Origin of the sequence: Polaromonas sp., assembly GCF_039930745.1 — a bacterium.
Lineage (GTDB): Bacteria > Pseudomonadota > Gammaproteobacteria > Burkholderiales > Burkholderiaceae_C > Polaromonas.
Map to the genome: position 1 here is coordinate 64,163 of NZ_JBDTTH010000001.1, position 16,136 is coordinate 80,298.

Annotated in this window: 17 protein-coding genes; 7 read left to right on the forward strand and 10 right to left on the reverse strand. The window is 62.8% G+C overall.

Going from position 1 to position 16,136, the window contains the following annotated elements; genetic code table 11:
• Nucleotides 1-24: 24 nt before the first annotated feature.
• The 7 genes from ABI660_RS00295 to ABI660_RS00325 all read right to left on the reverse strand — a co-directional run bounded on the left by ABI660_RS00295 (nt 25) and on the right by ABI660_RS00325 (nt 4,025).
• Nucleotides 25-465: a DUF1801 domain-containing protein gene (locus tag ABI660_RS00295; RefSeq protein ID WP_348063776.1), complete on the reverse strand. Its 441-nt coding sequence runs from the start codon at nt 463-465 to the stop codon at nt 25-27.
• A 42-nt stretch (nt 466-507) separates the two neighbouring features.
• The gene (locus tag ABI660_RS00300) at nt 508-918 is read right to left on the reverse strand and encodes an SRPBCC domain-containing protein (protein WP_348063777.1); all 411 of its coding nucleotides are present in this window, start codon (nt 916-918) and stop codon (nt 508-510) included.
• A complete protein-coding gene (locus tag ABI660_RS00305; protein WP_348063779.1) occupies nt 915-1,238 on the reverse strand; it encodes a metalloregulator ArsR/SmtB family transcription factor in 324 nt (107 codons plus the stop codon). The genes ABI660_RS00300 and ABI660_RS00305 overlap by 4 nt, the downstream gene beginning before the upstream one ends.
• Before the next feature lie 441 nt (nt 1,239-1,679).
• Complete coding sequence (locus ABI660_RS00310) at nt 1,680-1,937, reverse strand: hypothetical protein (protein ID WP_348063781.1); 258 nt, start codon at nt 1,935-1,937, stop codon at nt 1,680-1,682.
• 33 nt (nt 1,938-1,970) lie between these two features.
• A complete protein-coding gene (locus ABI660_RS00315) occupies nt 1,971-2,624 on the reverse strand; it encodes a DsbA family protein (protein ID WP_348063783.1) in 654 nt (217 codons plus the stop codon).
• A 35-nt stretch (nt 2,625-2,659) separates the two neighbouring features.
• Nucleotides 2,660-3,049 carry a nuclear transport factor 2 family protein gene (locus ABI660_RS00320; RefSeq protein WP_348063785.1) on the reverse strand — a complete coding sequence of 130 codons (390 nt, stop codon included), beginning with the start codon at nt 3,047-3,049 and terminating at the stop codon, nt 2,660-2,662.
• A 109-nt stretch (nt 3,050-3,158) separates the two neighbouring features.
• A complete protein-coding gene (locus tag ABI660_RS00325; RefSeq protein ID WP_348063787.1) occupies nt 3,159-4,025 on the reverse strand; it encodes an MBL fold metallo-hydrolase in 867 nt (288 codons plus the stop codon).
• Between the two features lie 125 nt (nt 4,026-4,150).
• Between ABI660_RS00325 and ABI660_RS00330 the strand changes: the two genes are divergently transcribed.
• Nucleotides 4,151-5,041 (forward strand): LysR family transcriptional regulator, encoded by an 891-nt coding sequence (locus tag ABI660_RS00330; protein WP_348063789.1) that lies wholly within the window; start codon nt 4,151-4,153, stop codon nt 5,039-5,041.
• Nucleotides 5,042-5,170: 129 nt separating this feature from the next.
• Here the strand turns inward: ABI660_RS00330 and ABI660_RS00335 are convergent, their stop codons facing one another.
• Nucleotides 5,171-5,566 carry a GFA family protein gene (locus ABI660_RS00335; protein WP_348063791.1) on the reverse strand — a complete coding sequence of 132 codons (396 nt, stop codon included), beginning with the start codon at nt 5,564-5,566 and terminating at the stop codon, nt 5,171-5,173.
• 127 nt (nt 5,567-5,693) lie between these two features.
• Entirely contained in the window at nt 5,694-6,125 is a 432-nt protein-coding gene (gene arsC / locus ABI660_RS00340) for an arsenate reductase (glutaredoxin) (protein WP_348063793.1), read from the reverse strand.
• 54 nt (nt 6,126-6,179) lie between these two features.
• Between arsC and ABI660_RS00345 the strand changes: the two genes are divergently transcribed.
• From ABI660_RS00345 to arsB, 4 genes are all read left to right on the forward strand, one after another.
• A complete protein-coding gene (locus tag ABI660_RS00345) occupies nt 6,180-6,521 on the forward strand; it encodes a metalloregulator ArsR/SmtB family transcription factor (RefSeq protein ID WP_348063795.1) in 342 nt (113 codons plus the stop codon).
• 12 nt (nt 6,522-6,533) lie between these two features.
• Nucleotides 6,534-7,865, forward strand: a complete 1,332-nt coding sequence (locus ABI660_RS00350) for a hypothetical protein (protein ID WP_348063797.1) — start codon at nt 6,534-6,536, stop codon at nt 7,863-7,865.
• 96 nt (nt 7,866-7,961) lie between these two features.
• On the forward strand, nt 7,962-8,870 hold the full coding sequence (locus ABI660_RS00355; RefSeq protein ID WP_348063799.1) for a sterol desaturase family protein: 909 nt from the start codon (nt 7,962-7,964) through the stop codon (nt 8,868-8,870).
• A 66-nt stretch (nt 8,871-8,936) separates the two neighbouring features.
• Nucleotides 8,937-9,962 carry an ACR3 family arsenite efflux transporter gene (gene arsB, locus ABI660_RS00360; protein ID WP_348063801.1) on the forward strand — a complete coding sequence of 342 codons (1,026 nt, stop codon included), beginning with the start codon at nt 8,937-8,939 and terminating at the stop codon, nt 9,960-9,962.
• A gap of 86 nt (nt 9,963-10,048) precedes the next feature.
• On the opposite strand, the gene ABI660_RS00365 is transcribed toward arsB, so the two are convergent.
• A complete protein-coding gene (locus ABI660_RS00365) occupies nt 10,049-10,552 on the reverse strand; it encodes a GNAT family N-acetyltransferase (protein WP_348063803.1) in 504 nt (167 codons plus the stop codon).
• 385 nt (nt 10,553-10,937) lie between these two features.
• Here ABI660_RS00365 and ABI660_RS00370 point away from each other — a divergent pair, with 385 nt between their 5' ends.
• Both ABI660_RS00370 and ABI660_RS00375 read left to right on the forward strand, forming a co-directional pair.
• A complete protein-coding gene (locus ABI660_RS00370) occupies nt 10,938-12,491 on the forward strand; it encodes an efflux RND transporter periplasmic adaptor subunit (protein WP_348063805.1) in 1,554 nt (517 codons plus the stop codon).
• A 22-nt stretch (nt 12,492-12,513) separates the two neighbouring features.
• Nucleotides 12,514-15,591, forward strand: coding sequence for an efflux RND transporter permease subunit (locus ABI660_RS00375; protein ID WP_348063807.1), 3,078 nt, complete (start codon nt 12,514-12,516; stop codon nt 15,589-15,591).
• The last annotated feature ends 545 nt before the right edge of the window (nt 15,592-16,136 follow it).

The following is a 16,136-nucleotide window of genomic DNA, read 5'->3' on the forward strand; positions in this document are numbered from 1 at the left end:
CTTCGTAGTTGTTTTCGCATACGCTCACATCCGTTCACCGGGCAACTGGCTGGCCTGCTTCACCCAGGCGGCGAGCTGCGCTTCGTCAAACGGGTCGTCCTCGTGGATGTCGAGGTAGCGCACTTCCTTTTGTTTGGACTCGCCGGGAGGAACAGGACGCAGTGACGTACCGCGAAAGAACGCCACTTTGACGTACTTTGTGAAGACATGGATGCTGAGGAACCAGCTCTCGTCCTCGACACCATACAGCGGCGAGTTCCATTTGACCGCCTTGCGCACACCCGGGACGGTGCGCACGATGAGCGCGTCGAGGCGGCGCCCGACCTCGCTCTTCCAGCCAGGCATGGCCGCGATGTAGGCCTGCACAGGGGCGTCGCCGTAGCCCTTCGCAATCTGGGGGTTGCCGCCTGAGAGGAGGGCCGGCTTTGCAGCCTCCGCCGACGTCTTGGTCGTACTTTTAGCCATTGCGTTCACTCCACGATGTGGCTTTAAATGGGGCGCCAAGTTTCAATCTACCCGCGCCAATACCTGCTCCAGCTTGCCAAAGAACTGCTGCCAGCCGTGCTTCGCACCCTGGAAGGCCTGCTGCTGATCCGACCTGAAACCCGACTGCTCCATGCGCAGGCGCGTGCCCGCGTCCGTCGGGGTGAGCGTCCAGGTGACGACGCTCTCGAGACCATAAGCGGCCCAGGTGTAAGACAGCGTCTTGTTCGGCTCGATGGCCTGGACCTGGCAGTCAACAGCGCCCCAATCCGCCCGAAGACTGAAACCGTGGCCCACGACAGGCTTGAAGTCATTCTTCATGAGCCACTCTTCGATCAGTTGCGGCTGCGTGAGCGCGCGCCAGATTTTTTCCGGCGGATAAGGTATTTCCCGTTCGACAACGACGGAGCGTATTTCGGTTGAAGTCGTGGTCATTGGTCCATCCTTTTCAAAAGTATTTCAAGGTTATCGAGGCGGTCGTTCCAGAACGCGCCATAAAGGCTCATCCAGTCGCGTAGGGGCGCCAGGGCCAGCGGTTGGGCGCTGTAATGCGTTTCGCGCCCATCGCGTCTGTCGTTGACCAGCTTCGCCTGCTTCAGAAGGCGAAGGTGTTTGGACACCGCAGGCTGCGACACGCCAGCAAGCTCAGTCAATGCGCGCACAGTCTGCGCCCCATCACGGGCCAGGCGTTCAAAAATCGCCCGACGTGTCGGGTCGGCCAGGGCCTTGAAAACCTCGTTCGCGACTGCTTGCATGACAGAAGCATAACCCGATGGTTATTCGTTTGTCAACTTCCAGTCCCGCGCTTTTCACCGGAAGCCGCGTGGGCCTGCAGTGCTTGCTGGCCGTTGGAAACACGCTATTGGCGCCGCGCAATGCCCGGATGTTTGGCTGGAAGAAATCGAGGGAACCGCGTTTTTCAGCTCCGGGTCACCGGATGCAGGCGGGAACGGGCCCATCTCACCCTCATCGAAAAATGCTGGTTCGGTGGAGCGGAGTATTTATTTAACTAGGCCCGAACCACGTTTGCAGTGGTGAAAAAAGGCGCAGCCACGCGCTACCAATTCAATAGCTGGCTTCGCCCGCCACCAAAGGGCTAGAGGTCGATTTGGCTCATTATTGATGGTTTCGCAATTCATCATGACGAACAACGTGCTGCCACCCAGAACAGGCGGCTCAGCCCGAACGGTGTGCTGTCATGACTTGGGGAAGTCGCCATCATTTCCCAATTCCGCCTCAAAGCGCGCCAGCTCTTCGTCCAGTGTCCCGCGGCTACGGAAATGGCGGCCGGCCTTGCCGTACCAATATTCGGCGTCCTCCAGATCGCCCTCCTGAATGTGCAGGATGCCGTGCAGCCATGCGCCCAGAAGAGATTCATCGCTTTGCACAAGATTATGTGCCTCGCGCCAGTTGCCTGAGCGCATGTGAACCAGCACCTGCTGGAGTATGTTCATCGCGGTATCTCCTTCTGCAACCATCACCCCCGCTCAGACCGAAGCGATCTGACTGAGCAGGCTGTCAAAACTGCCATAGAGCGCGTTGCCGCGCAGCAGCCGGCTGCCCCGGCCATCCGTGATCACCAGGGCCGGCACACCCTGTGCGCCCAGGGTCTGCATCAGCCCCAGCGACTTCCGGATGCGCGCAGCGTTGGCTGCCATCAGCGCTGCGTCGCCAGCGGCCAGGCGGTCTGCGGCGGCACTCCGCCCCGCGTCGCGCAACAGTTTCTCCACCACGGGCACGGCAGTGGTATCCAGTGCCTGCACATAGCGGGCTTCCTGCAAGATCTTCAAGGTGTCCAGCTCGTGTTGCGGCTCTGTCAGAGCGACGGCCGTCAACGCAAGCGTAGTAGCGGCGGAGTCAAACAGGCTGCCAGACTTGCCCAGCACCTGCGTGCGATAGGCCTCGGTGAAGCGCTGGCCGGTGAGCTTTTCAATGCGCATGTCGTTGGACCACGCGTAGTCTGCAAATGCCGCATCCATGGCGCGCGCGCCGCTACCCGAAAACAGCCCCGTGGGGGCGATCTTCAGCTGGATGGTGTTTTCATGCCCCAGGCGCTGGATCGCGGGCGATGCGCCGTAGCACCAGCCGCATAGCGGGTCAAAAAGATAAGTGACTGTGGTTTTCTGAAAGGTGTTCTGCATGGTTGTGTTGCCTTGGTGATTCGAATCGCCTTGCTTCAGCTCATCGCCTGCGCCACGAGCAAGGTGTCGGTGAACTGCTCGAACTGCACAATTTTTCCGGCTTCCAGTCGCCAGACATGCGCCACGCGCGCCTGCATGGATTTTCCGGTTTTAGCGTAGGTGCCGTGGTACAGGCCAAGCGCGATGACCCGGTCACCGGCGTCTATCAACTCCTGCAGTTCAAACCGGTAGCTGCTCCATTCGGCGCCCAGGGCGTGGAAGACCTGTTTGGTGACCTGTTCCGGCCCGACCCAGGTGCCCGCACACGGAAAGCCGGCCATCTCGGTCCACCGCACGTCCGGGGCCACATCGGCCATCATGGCGGCCATGTCCTGGCGTGTCGATGCGGCGTAATGGTCCGCGATGATGTTCAGGTTGGTACGCATGTTCTGTTCTCTTTCCAATCAATGACTCTGCACCCGGCAAAGTTCACCGGATGCAGAGGAATGCCGACGGACTGTCCAGGCTTTGCGGGGCCTGGTCAGCCTTGTTGAATTACCACTTCATTTCGCCCTTGTTGACCTTGGCGCCGATGTCCAGCGACATGGCGCCGTCCGTTACCTGCGGGTAGGCCTGCTTCATGGCATTGACCAGCTCTGCGCCGGTCTTGCTGGCGGCCAGGTTTTTCTCGAAAGTCTGCAGGTAGTCTTTGGTGAAAGCAATGGCGCTCGCGTCCACCTTGGTACCGGACTTCATGTGGCCAGGAATCACCAGTTCGGGCTTCAGCGCCGCCATCTCGTCCAGCTGCGCCACCCATGCGGCACGTTCGGCGGCGGTTTGTGTATCTGCAGTCCACACATGCATGTTGCCGAACACGCCGATATTGCCCACGATGGTCTTGATCGACGGAATCCAGGCATACGGCCGGTGCGCGAGCGGGCCCTGGGTGCCGCGGATCTCGATGGTCTGGCCTTCCAGCGTCAGGGTGTTGCCTTGCAGCGCGCGGGGTGTCACTGGCTTGCGCGGTGCGTTGGCACCCATTTTGGGGCCCCAGAACGCGACCTTGCCCGCCATCTTGGCCGTCAGTTTTTCCAGCACGGCGGCGCTGCTCACCACCTCCGCCTGGGGAAAAATTTCTTTCAAGGTTTCAACGCCAAAGTAGTAGTCGGGGTCGGCCTGGCTCACATAAATGGTGGTCAGCTGTTTACCGCTGTCCAGCACGTTGGCAGCAATGCGCAACGCGTCGGCGCGCGTGAAGCCGGCATCGATCACGATGGCTTCTTTTTCGCCATAGACCAATGTGGAGTTGACATTGAAGCTGTTGCCGTCGGCGTTGTAGACCTTGACGGTCAGTGGCTGGGCGGCTTGGGCGCTGGTGAAAGCAATGGCCAGAGATGCGGCGATAACGGTCGTGCGGATCATGGTGAACTCCTGGTTTTGGGTGGTAGAAAAAGACGCCTTGCAGCGTTGAAATGAACTGTAGTTTCAATAAACGATCAGATAAACCCCATAATCTACGCATTACTGTTTCAATATTCGAGCAATTCATGGACCGATTGACCGCGATGCAGGTCTTTGCCGAAGTGGCGCTCAGCGGCAGCTTCAGCGCCACTGCAGACAAACTCGACATGTCCCGAGCCATGGTCACGCGTTATGTGGCAGAGCTGGAGCAATGGCTGGGCACGCGCCTTCTGCAGCGCACCACCCGCAGCGTCACGCTCACCGACGCGGGTGAAAATTGCCTGCGGCGCAGCCAGCAGATGCTGGCCTTGATGGAAAACGTGGAAGAAGAAACCAGCAGCCAGGGTGGCGCCTTGCGCGGGCAACTGCGCATCACCTGCAGCATGTCGTTTGCTTACGCGCAGATGGCGGCGGCCGTGACAGATTTTTTGAAGCTGCAACCGCAGCTCAAGATCGACCTGAATGCCAGCGAAGGCGCGCTGAACCTGGTGGAGGCGCGCATCGACCTGGCCATTCGCATCAGCGCGCAACCTGACCCTGCGCTCATAGGCCGTGTGCTGGCGCCCTGCGCCTCGGTGCTGGTTGCCTCACCCGCCTACATCAGCGCGCATGGCATGCCACAGGTTCCTGCCGACCTGGCCACGCACCGCTGCTTGAGCCATGCCAACTTCGGCAAAAGCGTGTGGAGTTTCAGCCGGGGCGATGAACATGCCGATGTCAGCGTAGGGAGCCACTTCAGCGCCAACGAAGCAACAGCCCTGTTACAAGCTGCTTTGGCAGGAGGCGGAATCGCCCTGCAACCGACCTACCTGGCCAACCCGCATCTGGTTGACGGCAGCCTGCAACTGCTGCTGCCGGAGTGGAAGCCGTCCGACATGGCGATTTACGCGCTGTACCCGTCACGCAAGCATCTGTCACCCGCCGTGCGTGCGTTTCTGGATTTTCTGGTGGAGCGGTTTGCTGGAGTGCCCTGGTAGTTGGCAGCTAAACCGTTTCGTCTTCGGTGACGCGAATGCGCTGGCTTGAGGCATTCAGTCGCGCTACTAATTCAATAGCTGTTCGCGCTCACCCAGAAAGGGCCTCTGCCCCGCAAAGATACCTATGCATTATTTGTGGGGGTGGCCGGAAAACTGCTTCGCATCATCGCAGATGCTGTACCAGTTTGGCTTCTCGCTCACAAACTCGTGGAACAGGTTTGTTGTAGGGATTTCTTCGTCAAAGCAATTGGCCGCAACAGGAAAAGACTCGTCGGGTGAATTGATCTCGCCAAGCGCTGTGCCGCACTTGCTGCAAAAACATCGCTTGAATTTGTAAGGTGACTCGGGAGCGTAGGTGGCAACACACTCCGCTCCGGCATCCAGCGTGAAAGCCTCTCGTTTAACAAACACAAAGGTGCTGGCCCCTACCTTTCGGCACCGGGTGCAGTGGCAAGTGCCCATCATGGTGGGTGGGACCATCAGAGTGAAGCGTATGGCGCCGCAGCAGCAACTTCCTTTGAACATTTGTTTCCTCGTTTGTAATTCCAGGGACAACAGTGCACCCAGTCACGATACTGTATATAACTACAGTTATCCGTGCAAACTGCTGCTGCACTAGCGCAAACGGTCTTTGCCAATGTTGGGAAGATCGTCAAGCGCCGACAACACGCTCCCCCTTGTCGTTGATAACCTGCTCGCCGTCTTCCTTGGTGAAGGCGCCCTGCTGCGGCGCTGGCAGGATGTCGAGCACGGCTTCGGACGGCCGGCACAGGCGGGTGCCCAGTGGCGTCACCACGATGGGGCGATTCATCAGGATGGGGTGGGCGAGCATGGCGGCTAGCAGTTGCTCGTCGCTGAGTGCGGGGTCGCTGAGCTTCAGTTCTTCGTAGGGCGTGCCCTTTTGCCTGAGTAGCTTACGCACGGGAATGCCCATGTCTGCCACGAGCTGCTTCAGGGTTTCACGGTCGGGCGGCGTCTTCAGGTATTCGATCACTTCGGGCTCCTCACCGCTGTTGCGGATCAGCGCCAGGGTGTTGCGGGAGGTGCCGCACTGGGGGTTGTGGTAAATCTTGATGTCGGCCATGCTTTTTTTCCTTGTTTGCTTGTTTCAATTTAATAATTCAATTATATTTGAATTATGAAAACAAAATCTCTGGACGAAACCGCTGCAGTAAAAGCCCTGGCCGCGCTGGCCCAGGCCCAGCGCCTGCGCACTTTCCGCGCGCTGGTGGTCGCCGGGCAGGACGGACTGACGCCGGGTGTCATTGCCGAGCAGCTGGAGGTGGCACCCAGCGCGCTGTCTTTTCACCTCAAGGAACTGGCAAATTCCGGCCTGGTCAGCAGCGAGCCGCGCGGCCGCAACCTGATTTACCGCGCCAACTTCGGCCACATGGTGGCGCTCATGAACTACATGACGGAGCATTGCTGCCAGGGCGAGGCCTGCGAAGTGGCCGACAGCGCTTCCTGCGCTGCCTGCTGACCGGGGCGCGTCATGAACCTCGCCGAAACATTGAACCTGGGCTGCCTGTGCCGCACCCTGAGCCCCGACCGCCTGCGCAAGCAGCTGGAAACCGACCCCTGCCTGCAAGGCATGCTGGACGGGCTGGCCACCACCCACCCGCACCTGTTTTCTGAAACCGCGGTGTTTGTGGACCCTGGCATGCGCGCCACCCTGGGCCAGACGATTGCGGCCATCGAACGCGTGGTCGCCCTGCCCGCCTACCAGCAGCTCGCGCTGGCCCATGCCCCCGAAACCGCCCAACACGACTTCGGGCCCACGGGCGTTTTCATGGGCTACGACTTTCACCTGGGTGAAGACGGCCCGCGGCTGATCGAGATCAACACTAACGCGGGCGGCGCGCTGCTTAACGCTGCACTGGCGCGCGCCCACCGCGAATGCTGCGAGCCGATGCAGGGCCTGATGGATGCGTCCGGCGACCTGCCGCAAATCAACCAGACCTTCGTGGACATGTTCCGCGCCGAGTGGCGGGCGCAACGTGGCACGCAGCCACTGCGCACCGTATTGATCACCGACGACGCGCCGGAAGCGCAATACATGGCGCCTGAATTTGCACTGGCCCGGCAATTGTTCATCGCGCATGGCATCACGGCTGCTGTGGGCGACGCACGCGATCTGCAATGGAAAGACGGCGAGCTGTGGCACCCGGCCCTGCCGGGCATCGCGGTCGATCTGGTCTACAACCGCCTGACGGACTTCAGCCTTTCCGATGCAAGCCACGCGGCCCTGCGCAGCGCCTATGTGGCCGGCGCGGCCGTGGTGACGCCGCACCCGCGTGCACACGCGCTGTTTGCCGACAAACGCAATCTCATCACTCTGGGCAACGATGCGCTGCTGGCCTCGTGGGGCATCAGCGACGAAGACCGACGCATCCTGCAAGCCGTGGTGCCGCACACCGAACTGGCAACCGCAGAGCATGCCGATGAACTGTGGGCCCGGCGGCGCCAGCTCTTCTTCAAGCCGGTGGCGGGTTACGGCGCCAAGGCCGCCTACCGCGGCGACAAGCTCACACGCGGCGTGTGGGCCGACATCCTCGCCGGCGGCTTTATTGCGCAGGCCCTGGTGCCACCCAGTGAACGCCTGGTCGATGTGGATGGCGTGCCGACCCGCCTGAAACTGGACCTGCGTGCCTACACCTTCCGCGGCCAGGTGCAGTTGCTGGCCGCGCGCACCTATACCGGCCAGACCACCAATTTCCGCACGGCCGGTGGCGGCTTTTCGCCGGTAGTGGTGTTGCCTGCACCGCCAACGGTCGTGCCGGGCGGCGCAGGCCCCCGCGCCATGCCAGCTGGTGCAGTTTGCTAAACCCCAGGGCGGGCCATGTACGCACGGACACCGCGCGACCATGAAAAGACCGCTCATGCTTGCCATGACGGGCCTGCCCGCAATCCATGACCTGCCATGAACCCCATCAAACCAGAGACATCTTTTGTGCAAACCTTCATCCTGACCTTGCTGTTGCCCATCTCCATCCTGATCAGCGTCGGCAGCTTCCTGCATGCACGCCACACCGGGGGTGACCTGGAACTGGCGATCCTGATTGCCAACATGGCCACCCTGCTGGTGGCCATGGCGCTGGAACGCCTTATGCCGCACCGCCCGTCCTGGAACCAGGGCCGCAGCGACGGCTGGACCGACTGGCTCAGTTTCGGTTTTCTGGCAGGCCTTGTGCAACCGGCGCTGAAAGTGCTTTCGCCGCTGGTGGTGATCTGGGCATGGGATGAGGCTGCGGGGCCGGCGGCTGGCTGGCTGTATGGCATGCCGTTTGTGCTGCAGGTGTTGCTGGCAACCCTGCTCGCAGAGCTTGGCAAATACTGGGCGCATCGCTGGCACCACAGCAGCCCGCGCCTGTGGTGGTTGCATGCCCTGCACCACAGCAGCGAGCGTTTGTACTCGGTCAACAATTTCCGTTTTCATCCGCTCAACTACCTCATCAATCACTGCATGAGCATCATCCCGCTGATGTTGCTGGGTTTCTCTGCGCAGGCTTTGCTGGCTTATGTGGCCTTCAGCCAACCCATCCTGATGCTGCAGCACGTCAATCTGGATTTGCGCCACGGCTGGCTCAACTACTTCATCAGCACCAACCAGTTGCACCGCTGGCACCATTCAAGCAGGCGCGAAGAAGGCAACACCAACTACGGCAGCGCCCTGATCGTCTGGGACCTGGTGTTCGGTACTTTTCACCACCCGAAGCAGTCCGCCGAACCGCGCGTCGTCGGCTTGTATTCCGGCAGTTCTTACCCCTCGCACAAGCCCTACTTCGCACAGATGCTTTCTATGTTCAGCCCCGCATGCTGCAAATCGTGACACCGGGAACATCAGCGCCGGCCAGGCTTGGGTACCCGCAACAAAAGAAAAGGTAAAAGAAAAATCATGGGATTGTTTGAACGTTATCTGACCGTCTGGGTGGCGCTGGGCATTTTTGCCGGCGTCGGGCTGGGCCTGCTAGTGCCGGCAGCCTTCCAGGGCATTGCCGGACTGGAGATCGCGCATGTGAACCTGGTGGTGGCGGCGTTCATCTGGGTGATGATTTACCCGATGATGATCCAGATCGACTGGACCGCCGTGAAAGACGTGGGCAAGAAGCCGCGCGGCCTGATCCTCACGCTGGTGGTCAACTGGCTCATCAAGCCCTTCACCATGGCCGCGCTGGGCGTGCTGTTTTTCCAGTACATTTTTGCGCCCTGGGTGGACCCGCAGTCCGCCAGCGAATACATCGCCGGCATGATCCTGCTGGGCGTGGCGCCCTGCACGGCCATGGTGTTTGTCTGGAGCCAACTGGTCAAGGGCGACGCCAACTACACCCTCGTGCAGGTGTCCGTCAACGATCTGATCATGGTGGTCGCCTTTGCGCCGATTGCCGCCTTTTTGCTGGGCGTGACCAACATCACGGTGCCGTGGGAAACCCTGGTGCTTTCCACCGTGCTGTACGTGGTGCTGCCGCTGGCAGCCGGTATGGCGACGCGGCATGTGCTGCAGCGCCGCTCCACCCACGCGGTGGCCGACTTCGTGGCAAAACTCAAGCCGTGGTCCGTCATCGGGCTGATTGCCACCGTGGTGCTGCTGTTCGGCTTCCAGGCCGAAACCATTGTGGCCAGGCCGCTGGTGATTGCCATGATCGCGGTGCCGCTGATCGTGCAGAGCTACGGCATTTTCATCATCGCCTACGTCGCGGCCAGGGCGCTCAAGCTGCCGCACAACGTGGCTGGCCCTGCCTGCCTGATTGGCACGTCCAACTTTTTCGAGCTGGCCGTCGCGGTGGCGATTTCGCTGTTCGGCCTGAACTCCGGCGCGGCGCTGGCCACGGTGGTCGGCGTGCTGGTCGAGGTGCCGGTGATGCTGTCACTGGTGGCCATCATCAACCGCACGCCGCACTGGTTTGCGCTGCGCCATGCATGAAATCGGCCTCCAGCCCTTTACCTATGGGCGCCAGAAGCTATATTTTTCATAGCACTTCTGCACCGGTCTGACGGGAAGGAGCTTCCTCAGGCCAGCCACTTCTGCAGAAACTGCGCCTGGCCCAGGGCCGGGTCCAGCTGGTAGCCGGCGAAACCGATGCGTTCGTAGAGCGTGATGGCGCTGCGGTTGCCCTGCAGCACTTCCAGCGTCAGCTTGCAGGCGCCGCGTTCACGCGCGATCTCTCCAACCAGCGCCAGCATCTGCGCGCCGACACGCCGGCCACGGTGGCTGGCCAGCACCACCACGTCGTGCGCATTCACCAGCGGCCGGCAGGCAAAGGTGGAAAAGCCCTCGATGCAGTTGACCAGCCCGACCGGCTGCGCACCGTCAAAGGCCAACACGCTGAAGGCCTGCGGCCGCGCAGCAAGCTCCTCCACCAGATGGGTTTTTACAAACTCGCTCAACGGTTTGCCGCCGCCGGCAGTATCGCGCGCATAGGCGTCGAGCAGGAACACCAGCGCGTCGGCATGCACGGAATGGTGGTAGTCAGCGCGGCAGATGCGCAGGTCGGGGGCGGCGGTATCGGTCACGTGGGAGGCCTTGGAAGAACAGGAGGGAGACCGGATTTTAAGCACGGCATCACCCTCCGCTGCAGGCCGGCGCCGCGGTTTCATGCATCAAATCGGCCTCCAGCCCAGGCGGAACGGGCACAAACGGCTATGAATGTGATAGCAATGTGGTTTACCCCACGGTCATGGGCCGGGGCTTCACCTCCCCTTGGCGGGCGCGCCGCTTCTCTTTACAGGACCTTTACTTGGCTCTTTCGAGCCCTACACCTGCCCATGAAAACTAGCAGTGATAATTCCTGACGCTGGCTGAAGATACGCGCCGGCACCGTGCAAACGGCGCTGGCGCCATCATCCATCAAAACACAACAATGCCGCGCTCCCCAGCGGCAGGCAACAAGGACAGCTGATGGACTCGAAACTTGAGGCACCGCCCCCTGGCCCCGACACTCCCCCACGCAAACACCTGAGCCGCCGCGCCATCTTTATCGGCAGCGTCATCGCCGTGCTGGTCCTGGCCGGTATCGGCTGGCTGGCCTGGCACCTGACCCGCCCTGCATCCGACACGGCCAGCGCCACCGGCCCGGGTGCACCCGGCGGCGGCGGCCGCCGCGGCGCACCGGCCACCACGGTCGGCGTTGCCACTGCCGAGAAAACCAGCATTCCCATCCTCCTGGACGCGCTGGGCACCGTCACGCCGCAGGCCACGGTGCGGGTGCGCCCGCAAGTCACCGGGGTGATGCAGAAGGTGCTGTTCAAGGAAGGCCAGATGGTCAAGGCCGGCGAACTGATGGCCATCATCGACCCGCGCCAGTTCGAACTCGCGCTGCAGCAGGCCAGCGGCCAGCGCCAGCGCGACGAGGCACAGCTCGACAGCGCCCGTGTCACGCTGCAGCGCTTCAGGACGCTGCTGGGGCAGGACTCGATTGCTCGCCAGGAAGTGGACTCGCAGGCCGCCCTGGTCAAACAGCTCGAAGGCACCGTTGTCATCGACAAGGCCAACGAGGGCGCTGCCCGCCTGAACCTCGGCTACACCCGCGTGGTGGCACCGGTCAGCGGCCGCGTTGGCCTGCGTGCGGTGGACATCGGCAATGTGGTGAGCCCCAGCGATGCCAATGGCATTGCCCTGATCACCCAGGTCATGCCGATCGACGTGGTGTTTTCCATTCCGCAGGACCAGGTGGGCGAGCTGCAGCAAACCGCCGCCTCGGGCGCCCAGATGAGGGTCAGCGCGCTGGACCGCACGCGCGCCACCGTGCTGGACACCGGCGTGTTCGCCTCACTCGACAACCAGGTGGACACGACCACCGGCACGGTCAAGGCCAAGGCGCGTTTTGCCAACAGCAAGCTCGCTCTTTTTCCCAGCCAGTTTGTCAACGTGCAGTTGCTGGTGCGGACGATTGAAAACGCTGTGGTGGTGCCAGTAACTGCGGTGCGCCTGGGCGCCAGCGGCGACTATGTCTATGTGCTCAACGCGGCTGAACGCACAGTGAGCCTGCGGCCGGTCAAGCGCGGCCCGGCCACCGTGGACAAGATCGTGATCAGCTCCGGCCTGGCTGCAGGCGAGCGCGTCATCACCGAAGGGGCCGACCGCTTGAAAGACGGGGCGCGCGTGGTGCTACCGGGCGATGCACCGGGCGGCGCTGGCGCCCGCCAGGGGGGGCGCCGGCCCCAGGGCGCAGCATCCGCGCCACGCGGGGACACTGCCACGCCAGCCAGCGCGGCACCTGCCGCCGGGGCCTCTGCACCCGGCCCGGCAGCCCAGGCGCCTGCTGCCGCATTCGAAGCTCCCACGGCGCAGCAGCGTCAGCGCTTCCTGGACCAGGTCAAGGACGACCCGGAAGCCTTGGCCCGACGCAAAACCCTGCTGGAGCAGATAGACCGCGGCGACGCCGCGGCCATTGCGCGCTGGCAGCAGATCAGGGAGCGGCGGCGCCAGGGTTCCGCCGCGCCTGCCCAATGACGGTTGCCGGGCGGCCGCACCCATGAGCCCATCCAGTCCGTTCATCCTGCGTCCAGTAGCCACCGCGCTGCTGATGGTCGCCATCGTGCTGGCCGGCCTGGTCGGCTTCAAATTCCTGCCGCTGTCAGCGCTGCCGCAAGTGGACTACCCGACCATCCAGGTGCAGACGCTGTATCCCGGCGCCAGCCCCGAGGTGATGGCGCAAACCGTCACCGCGCCGCTGGAGCGCCAGTTCGGCCAGATGGCCGGCCTGCAGCGCCTGAGCTCCACCAGCGCGGCCGGCGTCTCCATCGTCACCCTGCAGTTCGGCCTGGGCTTGGCGCTGGATGTGGCCGAGCAGCAGGTGCAGGCCGCCATCAACGCCGGCGGCTCGCTGTTGCCGGCCGATCTGCCGGCGCCGCCGGTTTACGCCAAGGTGAATCCGGCCGACGCGCCGGTGCTCACGCTGGCCATCACCTCCGACAGCCTGCCGCTGACAGAAGTGCAGAACATCGTCAACACCCGGCTGGCGCTCAAGATTAGCCAGGTTAACGGTGTGGGCCTGGTGTCGCTCAGCGGCGGCCAGCGCCCGGCGGTGCGCATCCAGGCGGACACGCGTGCGCTTGCCTCTTACGGCCTCGGGCTGGACTCGCTGCGCACCGCCATCAGCGCCGCGAATGCCAACGCGGCCAAGGGCAGCATCGACGGGCCAACGCGTTCGTATTCCATCAATTCCAATGACCAGCTGCTGGCAGCGCCCGACTATAAAAACCTGATCATCGCCTGGCGCAACGGCGCGGCGGTGCGCGTGACCGATGTGGCCCAAGTAGTGGACAGCGCCGAGAACGTCAAGCTCGGTGCCTGGTCTGGACTGAAACCCGCGATCATCCTGAACGTCCAGCGCCAGCCCGGCGCCAACGTGATTGCCACAGTGGACGCCATCAAAGCGCGCCTGCCCGAGCTGGAGGCCGGCCTCCCGACCTCAGTGAACATCGATGTGCTGAGCGACCGCACCACCGGTATCCGCGCCTCGGTGCTGCATGTCGAGATCGAACTGCTGCTGGCCGTGGTGATGGTGGTGCTGGTTATTTTTGCCTTTTTGCGCAACATCCGCGCCACCGTGATCGCCAGCCTGGCGGTGCCTATCTCGCTGATAGGCACCTGCGGCGCGATGTATCTGCTGGGCTACAGCCTGAACAACCTGAGCCTGATGGCGTTGACGATTGCCACCGGTTTCGTCGTGGACGATGCCATCGTGATGATAGAAAACATCTCGCGCTACATTGAAAAAGGCGAGGCACCCATGGCCGCTGCGCTCAAGGGGGCGCAGCAGATCGGCTTCACCATCATCTCGCTAACGGTCTCGCTGATCGCGGTGCTGATTCCGTTGCTGTTCATGGGCGACGTGGTCGGGCGGCTGTTCCGCGAGTTTGCCGTCACGCTGGCCATCACCATCCTGATCTCGGCCGTCGTTTCGCTCACGCTGGTGCCGATGATGTCGGCCAGATGGCTCAAGCACGAGCCGGAAACCGACAGCAGCCCGACCGGCGCGAAGCTGCAGAAATTTTTCGAAGGCGTGATCACGCGTTACGACCAGTGGCTCAGCTGGGTGCTGCGGCACCAGGGCGCCACGCTGGTGGTGGCATTGGCCACCCTGGTGCTCACCGTGCTGCTGTATGTGCTGATTCCCAAAGGCCTGTTCCCGACACAGGACACCGGTCAGCTGCAGGCCCGGATAGAAACCGCCCAATCGGTCTCTTATGCGCGCATGGCCGAGCTGCAACAGGCGGCGGCCCGTGCCATCCTGGAAGACCCGGATGTGGCCAGCCTGAGTTCTTTCATCGGCGTGGACGCGGCCAACAACACCATGCTGCACACCGGCCGTATGCTGATCAACCTCAAGAGTGAGCGCACCACCAGCCAGCAGGAAACCATGGACCGGCTGCAGCGCCGCGCCGCCACGGTGGCCGGCGTCACCATGTACCTGCAGCCCACGCAGGACCTGACCATAGACGCCGAAACCGGGCCGACGCAGTTCCGCGTGTCGGTCGAAGGCTCTGACAATCCCACGGTGGCCCTGTGGGCCACCAAGCTGGCGCAGCGCATGCAGCAGTTGCCGGCCCTGCGCAACATCGCATCGGACGCTGGTGCCACGGGAGCCTCGGCCTATATCTCGGTAGACCGGGACACCGCTTCGCGCCTGGGCGTGACCACCTCATCGATTGACGACGCGCTGTACAGCGCCTTTGGCCAGCGCATCGTCTCGACCATTTTTACCGAGACCAACCAGTACCGCGTGATCCTGGAAGCCATGCCCGACCCGCTGATGACGGCGGCGTCGCTGGGCAACCTGCCGCTGAAAACCGGCTCGGGTACCACCACGCCGCTGGCCAGCATCGCCACCATCACCGAGCAGCCCGCGCCGCTCCAGATCACCCGCGTGGCCCAGTACCCGGCCACCACGCTGGGCTTCGACACGGCGCCCGGCGCCTCGCTCGGCAAGGCAGTGAACGAAGTCAAACAGGCCGCCAGGGACATTGCCCTGCCCGCCAGCGTGAGCATCACCTTCCTCGGTGCAGCGGGGGCGTACCAGTCCTCGCTGTCCAGCCAGCTCTGGCTGATCCTGGCGGCCGTGGTCTGTGTCTACATCGTGCTCGGCGTGCTGTACGAAAGCTACATTCACCCGCTGACGATTCTCTCGACCCTGCCCTCGGCCGGCGTGGGCGCGCTGTTGATGCTGATGATCAGCGGTTCCGACCTCGGCGTGATCGGCATCATCGGCATCATTTTGCTGATCGGCATCGTCAAGAAAAACGCGATCATGATGATCGACTTCGCCATCGACGCCGAACGCAGCGAAAGCAAGTCGCCGCAGGAGGCGATCCACCAGGCGGCCCTGCTGCGCTTCCGGCCGATTCTCATGACAACACTGGCCGCACTGTTTGCCGCCGTGCCGCTGATGCTGGGATGGGGCGAAGGCGCCGAACTGCGCCGGCCCCTGGGCCTGGCCATCTTCGGCGGCCTGATTGTCAGCCAGGTGCTCACGCTGTTTACGACGCCGGTGATTTATCTGGCGTTTGATCGGATGGGACAGAGGTTTGGGCGGAGGGCTTCGGTGTGAACGCCCTCCTCTTCCGGCGGGTTGTCATCCCGGACCTGATCCGGGATCCATGGTTGATGACTCGCGCTGTGTGGTCTGCCAACAAGCCGGGTCTCGCCCCGGCGGGCGAGGCACTTTTCTTTGCGTCGCCAAAGAAAAGTACCCAAAAGAAAGGCGACCCGATGGTCTGGGTCCCTCCGCTTCGCTGCGGGCAACCTCCGGTGCTCGCCGAAAACGGGGTCAAGCTCGAACTCGCTTCGCTCAGACAATCGCTCGCCCTGATCCGCTTTCGGCTGCGCTCCTCGGCCCAGCCCGACGGGTGGAAGAAGGAAACCGGATTCGGGGAGGCGAGGACGCGCAAAGCGCGTCTTCGCCGGAGCCCATTGGCGATTGCGCTCCCGATCCCGAATCCGCTCCCGCCCCCACCGCCCTTCTGTATGCGCCGAGGAGCGGAGGTCCAGACGGATCAGGGCGAGCGATTGTCTGAGCCGCAGGCGAGTTCGAGCTCGACCCCGACTGGACCGAGCACCGCAGGTTGCCCCCGTAGCGCCAGCGAAGGGGGTCGC

Excerpts from the sequence above, each read along its gene's own strand:
- ABI660_RS00295 (WP_348063776.1), bottom strand. The coding sequence starts at position 465 with ATGGCTAAAAGTACGACCAAGACGTCGGCGGAGGCTGCAAAGCCGGCC.
- ABI660_RS00300 (WP_348063777.1), bottom strand. The coding sequence starts at position 918 with ATGACCACGACTTCAACCGAAATACGCTCCGTCGTTGTCGAACGGGAA.
- ABI660_RS00305 (WP_348063779.1), bottom strand. The coding sequence starts at position 1,238 with ATGCAAGCAGTCGCGAACGAGGTTTTCAAGGCCCTGGCCGACCCGACA.
- ABI660_RS00310 (WP_348063781.1), bottom strand. The coding sequence starts at position 1,937 with ATGAACATACTCCAGCAGGTGCTGGTTCACATGCGCTCAGGCAACTGG.
- ABI660_RS00315 (WP_348063783.1), bottom strand. The coding sequence starts at position 2,624 with ATGCAGAACACCTTTCAGAAAACCACAGTCACTTATCTTTTTGACCCG.
- ABI660_RS00320 (WP_348063785.1), bottom strand. The coding sequence starts at position 3,049 with ATGCGTACCAACCTGAACATCATCGCGGACCATTACGCCGCATCGACA.
- ABI660_RS00325 (WP_348063787.1), bottom strand. The coding sequence starts at position 4,025 with ATGATCCGCACGACCGTTATCGCCGCATCTCTGGCCATTGCTTTCACC.
- ABI660_RS00330 (WP_348063789.1), top strand. The coding sequence starts at position 4,151 with ATGGACCGATTGACCGCGATGCAGGTCTTTGCCGAAGTGGCGCTCAGC.
- ABI660_RS00335 (WP_348063791.1), bottom strand. The coding sequence starts at position 5,566 with ATGTTCAAAGGAAGTTGCTGCTGCGGCGCCATACGCTTCACTCTGATG.
- arsC (WP_348063793.1), bottom strand. The coding sequence starts at position 6,125 with ATGGCCGACATCAAGATTTACCACAACCCCCAGTGCGGCACCTCCCGC.
- ABI660_RS00345 (WP_348063795.1), top strand. The coding sequence starts at position 6,180 with ATGAAAACAAAATCTCTGGACGAAACCGCTGCAGTAAAAGCCCTGGCC.
- ABI660_RS00350 (WP_348063797.1), top strand. The coding sequence starts at position 6,534 with ATGAACCTCGCCGAAACATTGAACCTGGGCTGCCTGTGCCGCACCCTG.
- ABI660_RS00355 (WP_348063799.1), top strand. The coding sequence starts at position 7,962 with ATGAACCCCATCAAACCAGAGACATCTTTTGTGCAAACCTTCATCCTG.
- arsB (WP_348063801.1), top strand. The coding sequence starts at position 8,937 with ATGGGATTGTTTGAACGTTATCTGACCGTCTGGGTGGCGCTGGGCATT.
- ABI660_RS00370 (WP_348063805.1), top strand. The coding sequence starts at position 10,938 with ATGGACTCGAAACTTGAGGCACCGCCCCCTGGCCCCGACACTCCCCCA.
- ABI660_RS00375 (WP_348063807.1), top strand. The coding sequence starts at position 12,514 with ATGAGCCCATCCAGTCCGTTCATCCTGCGTCCAGTAGCCACCGCGCTG.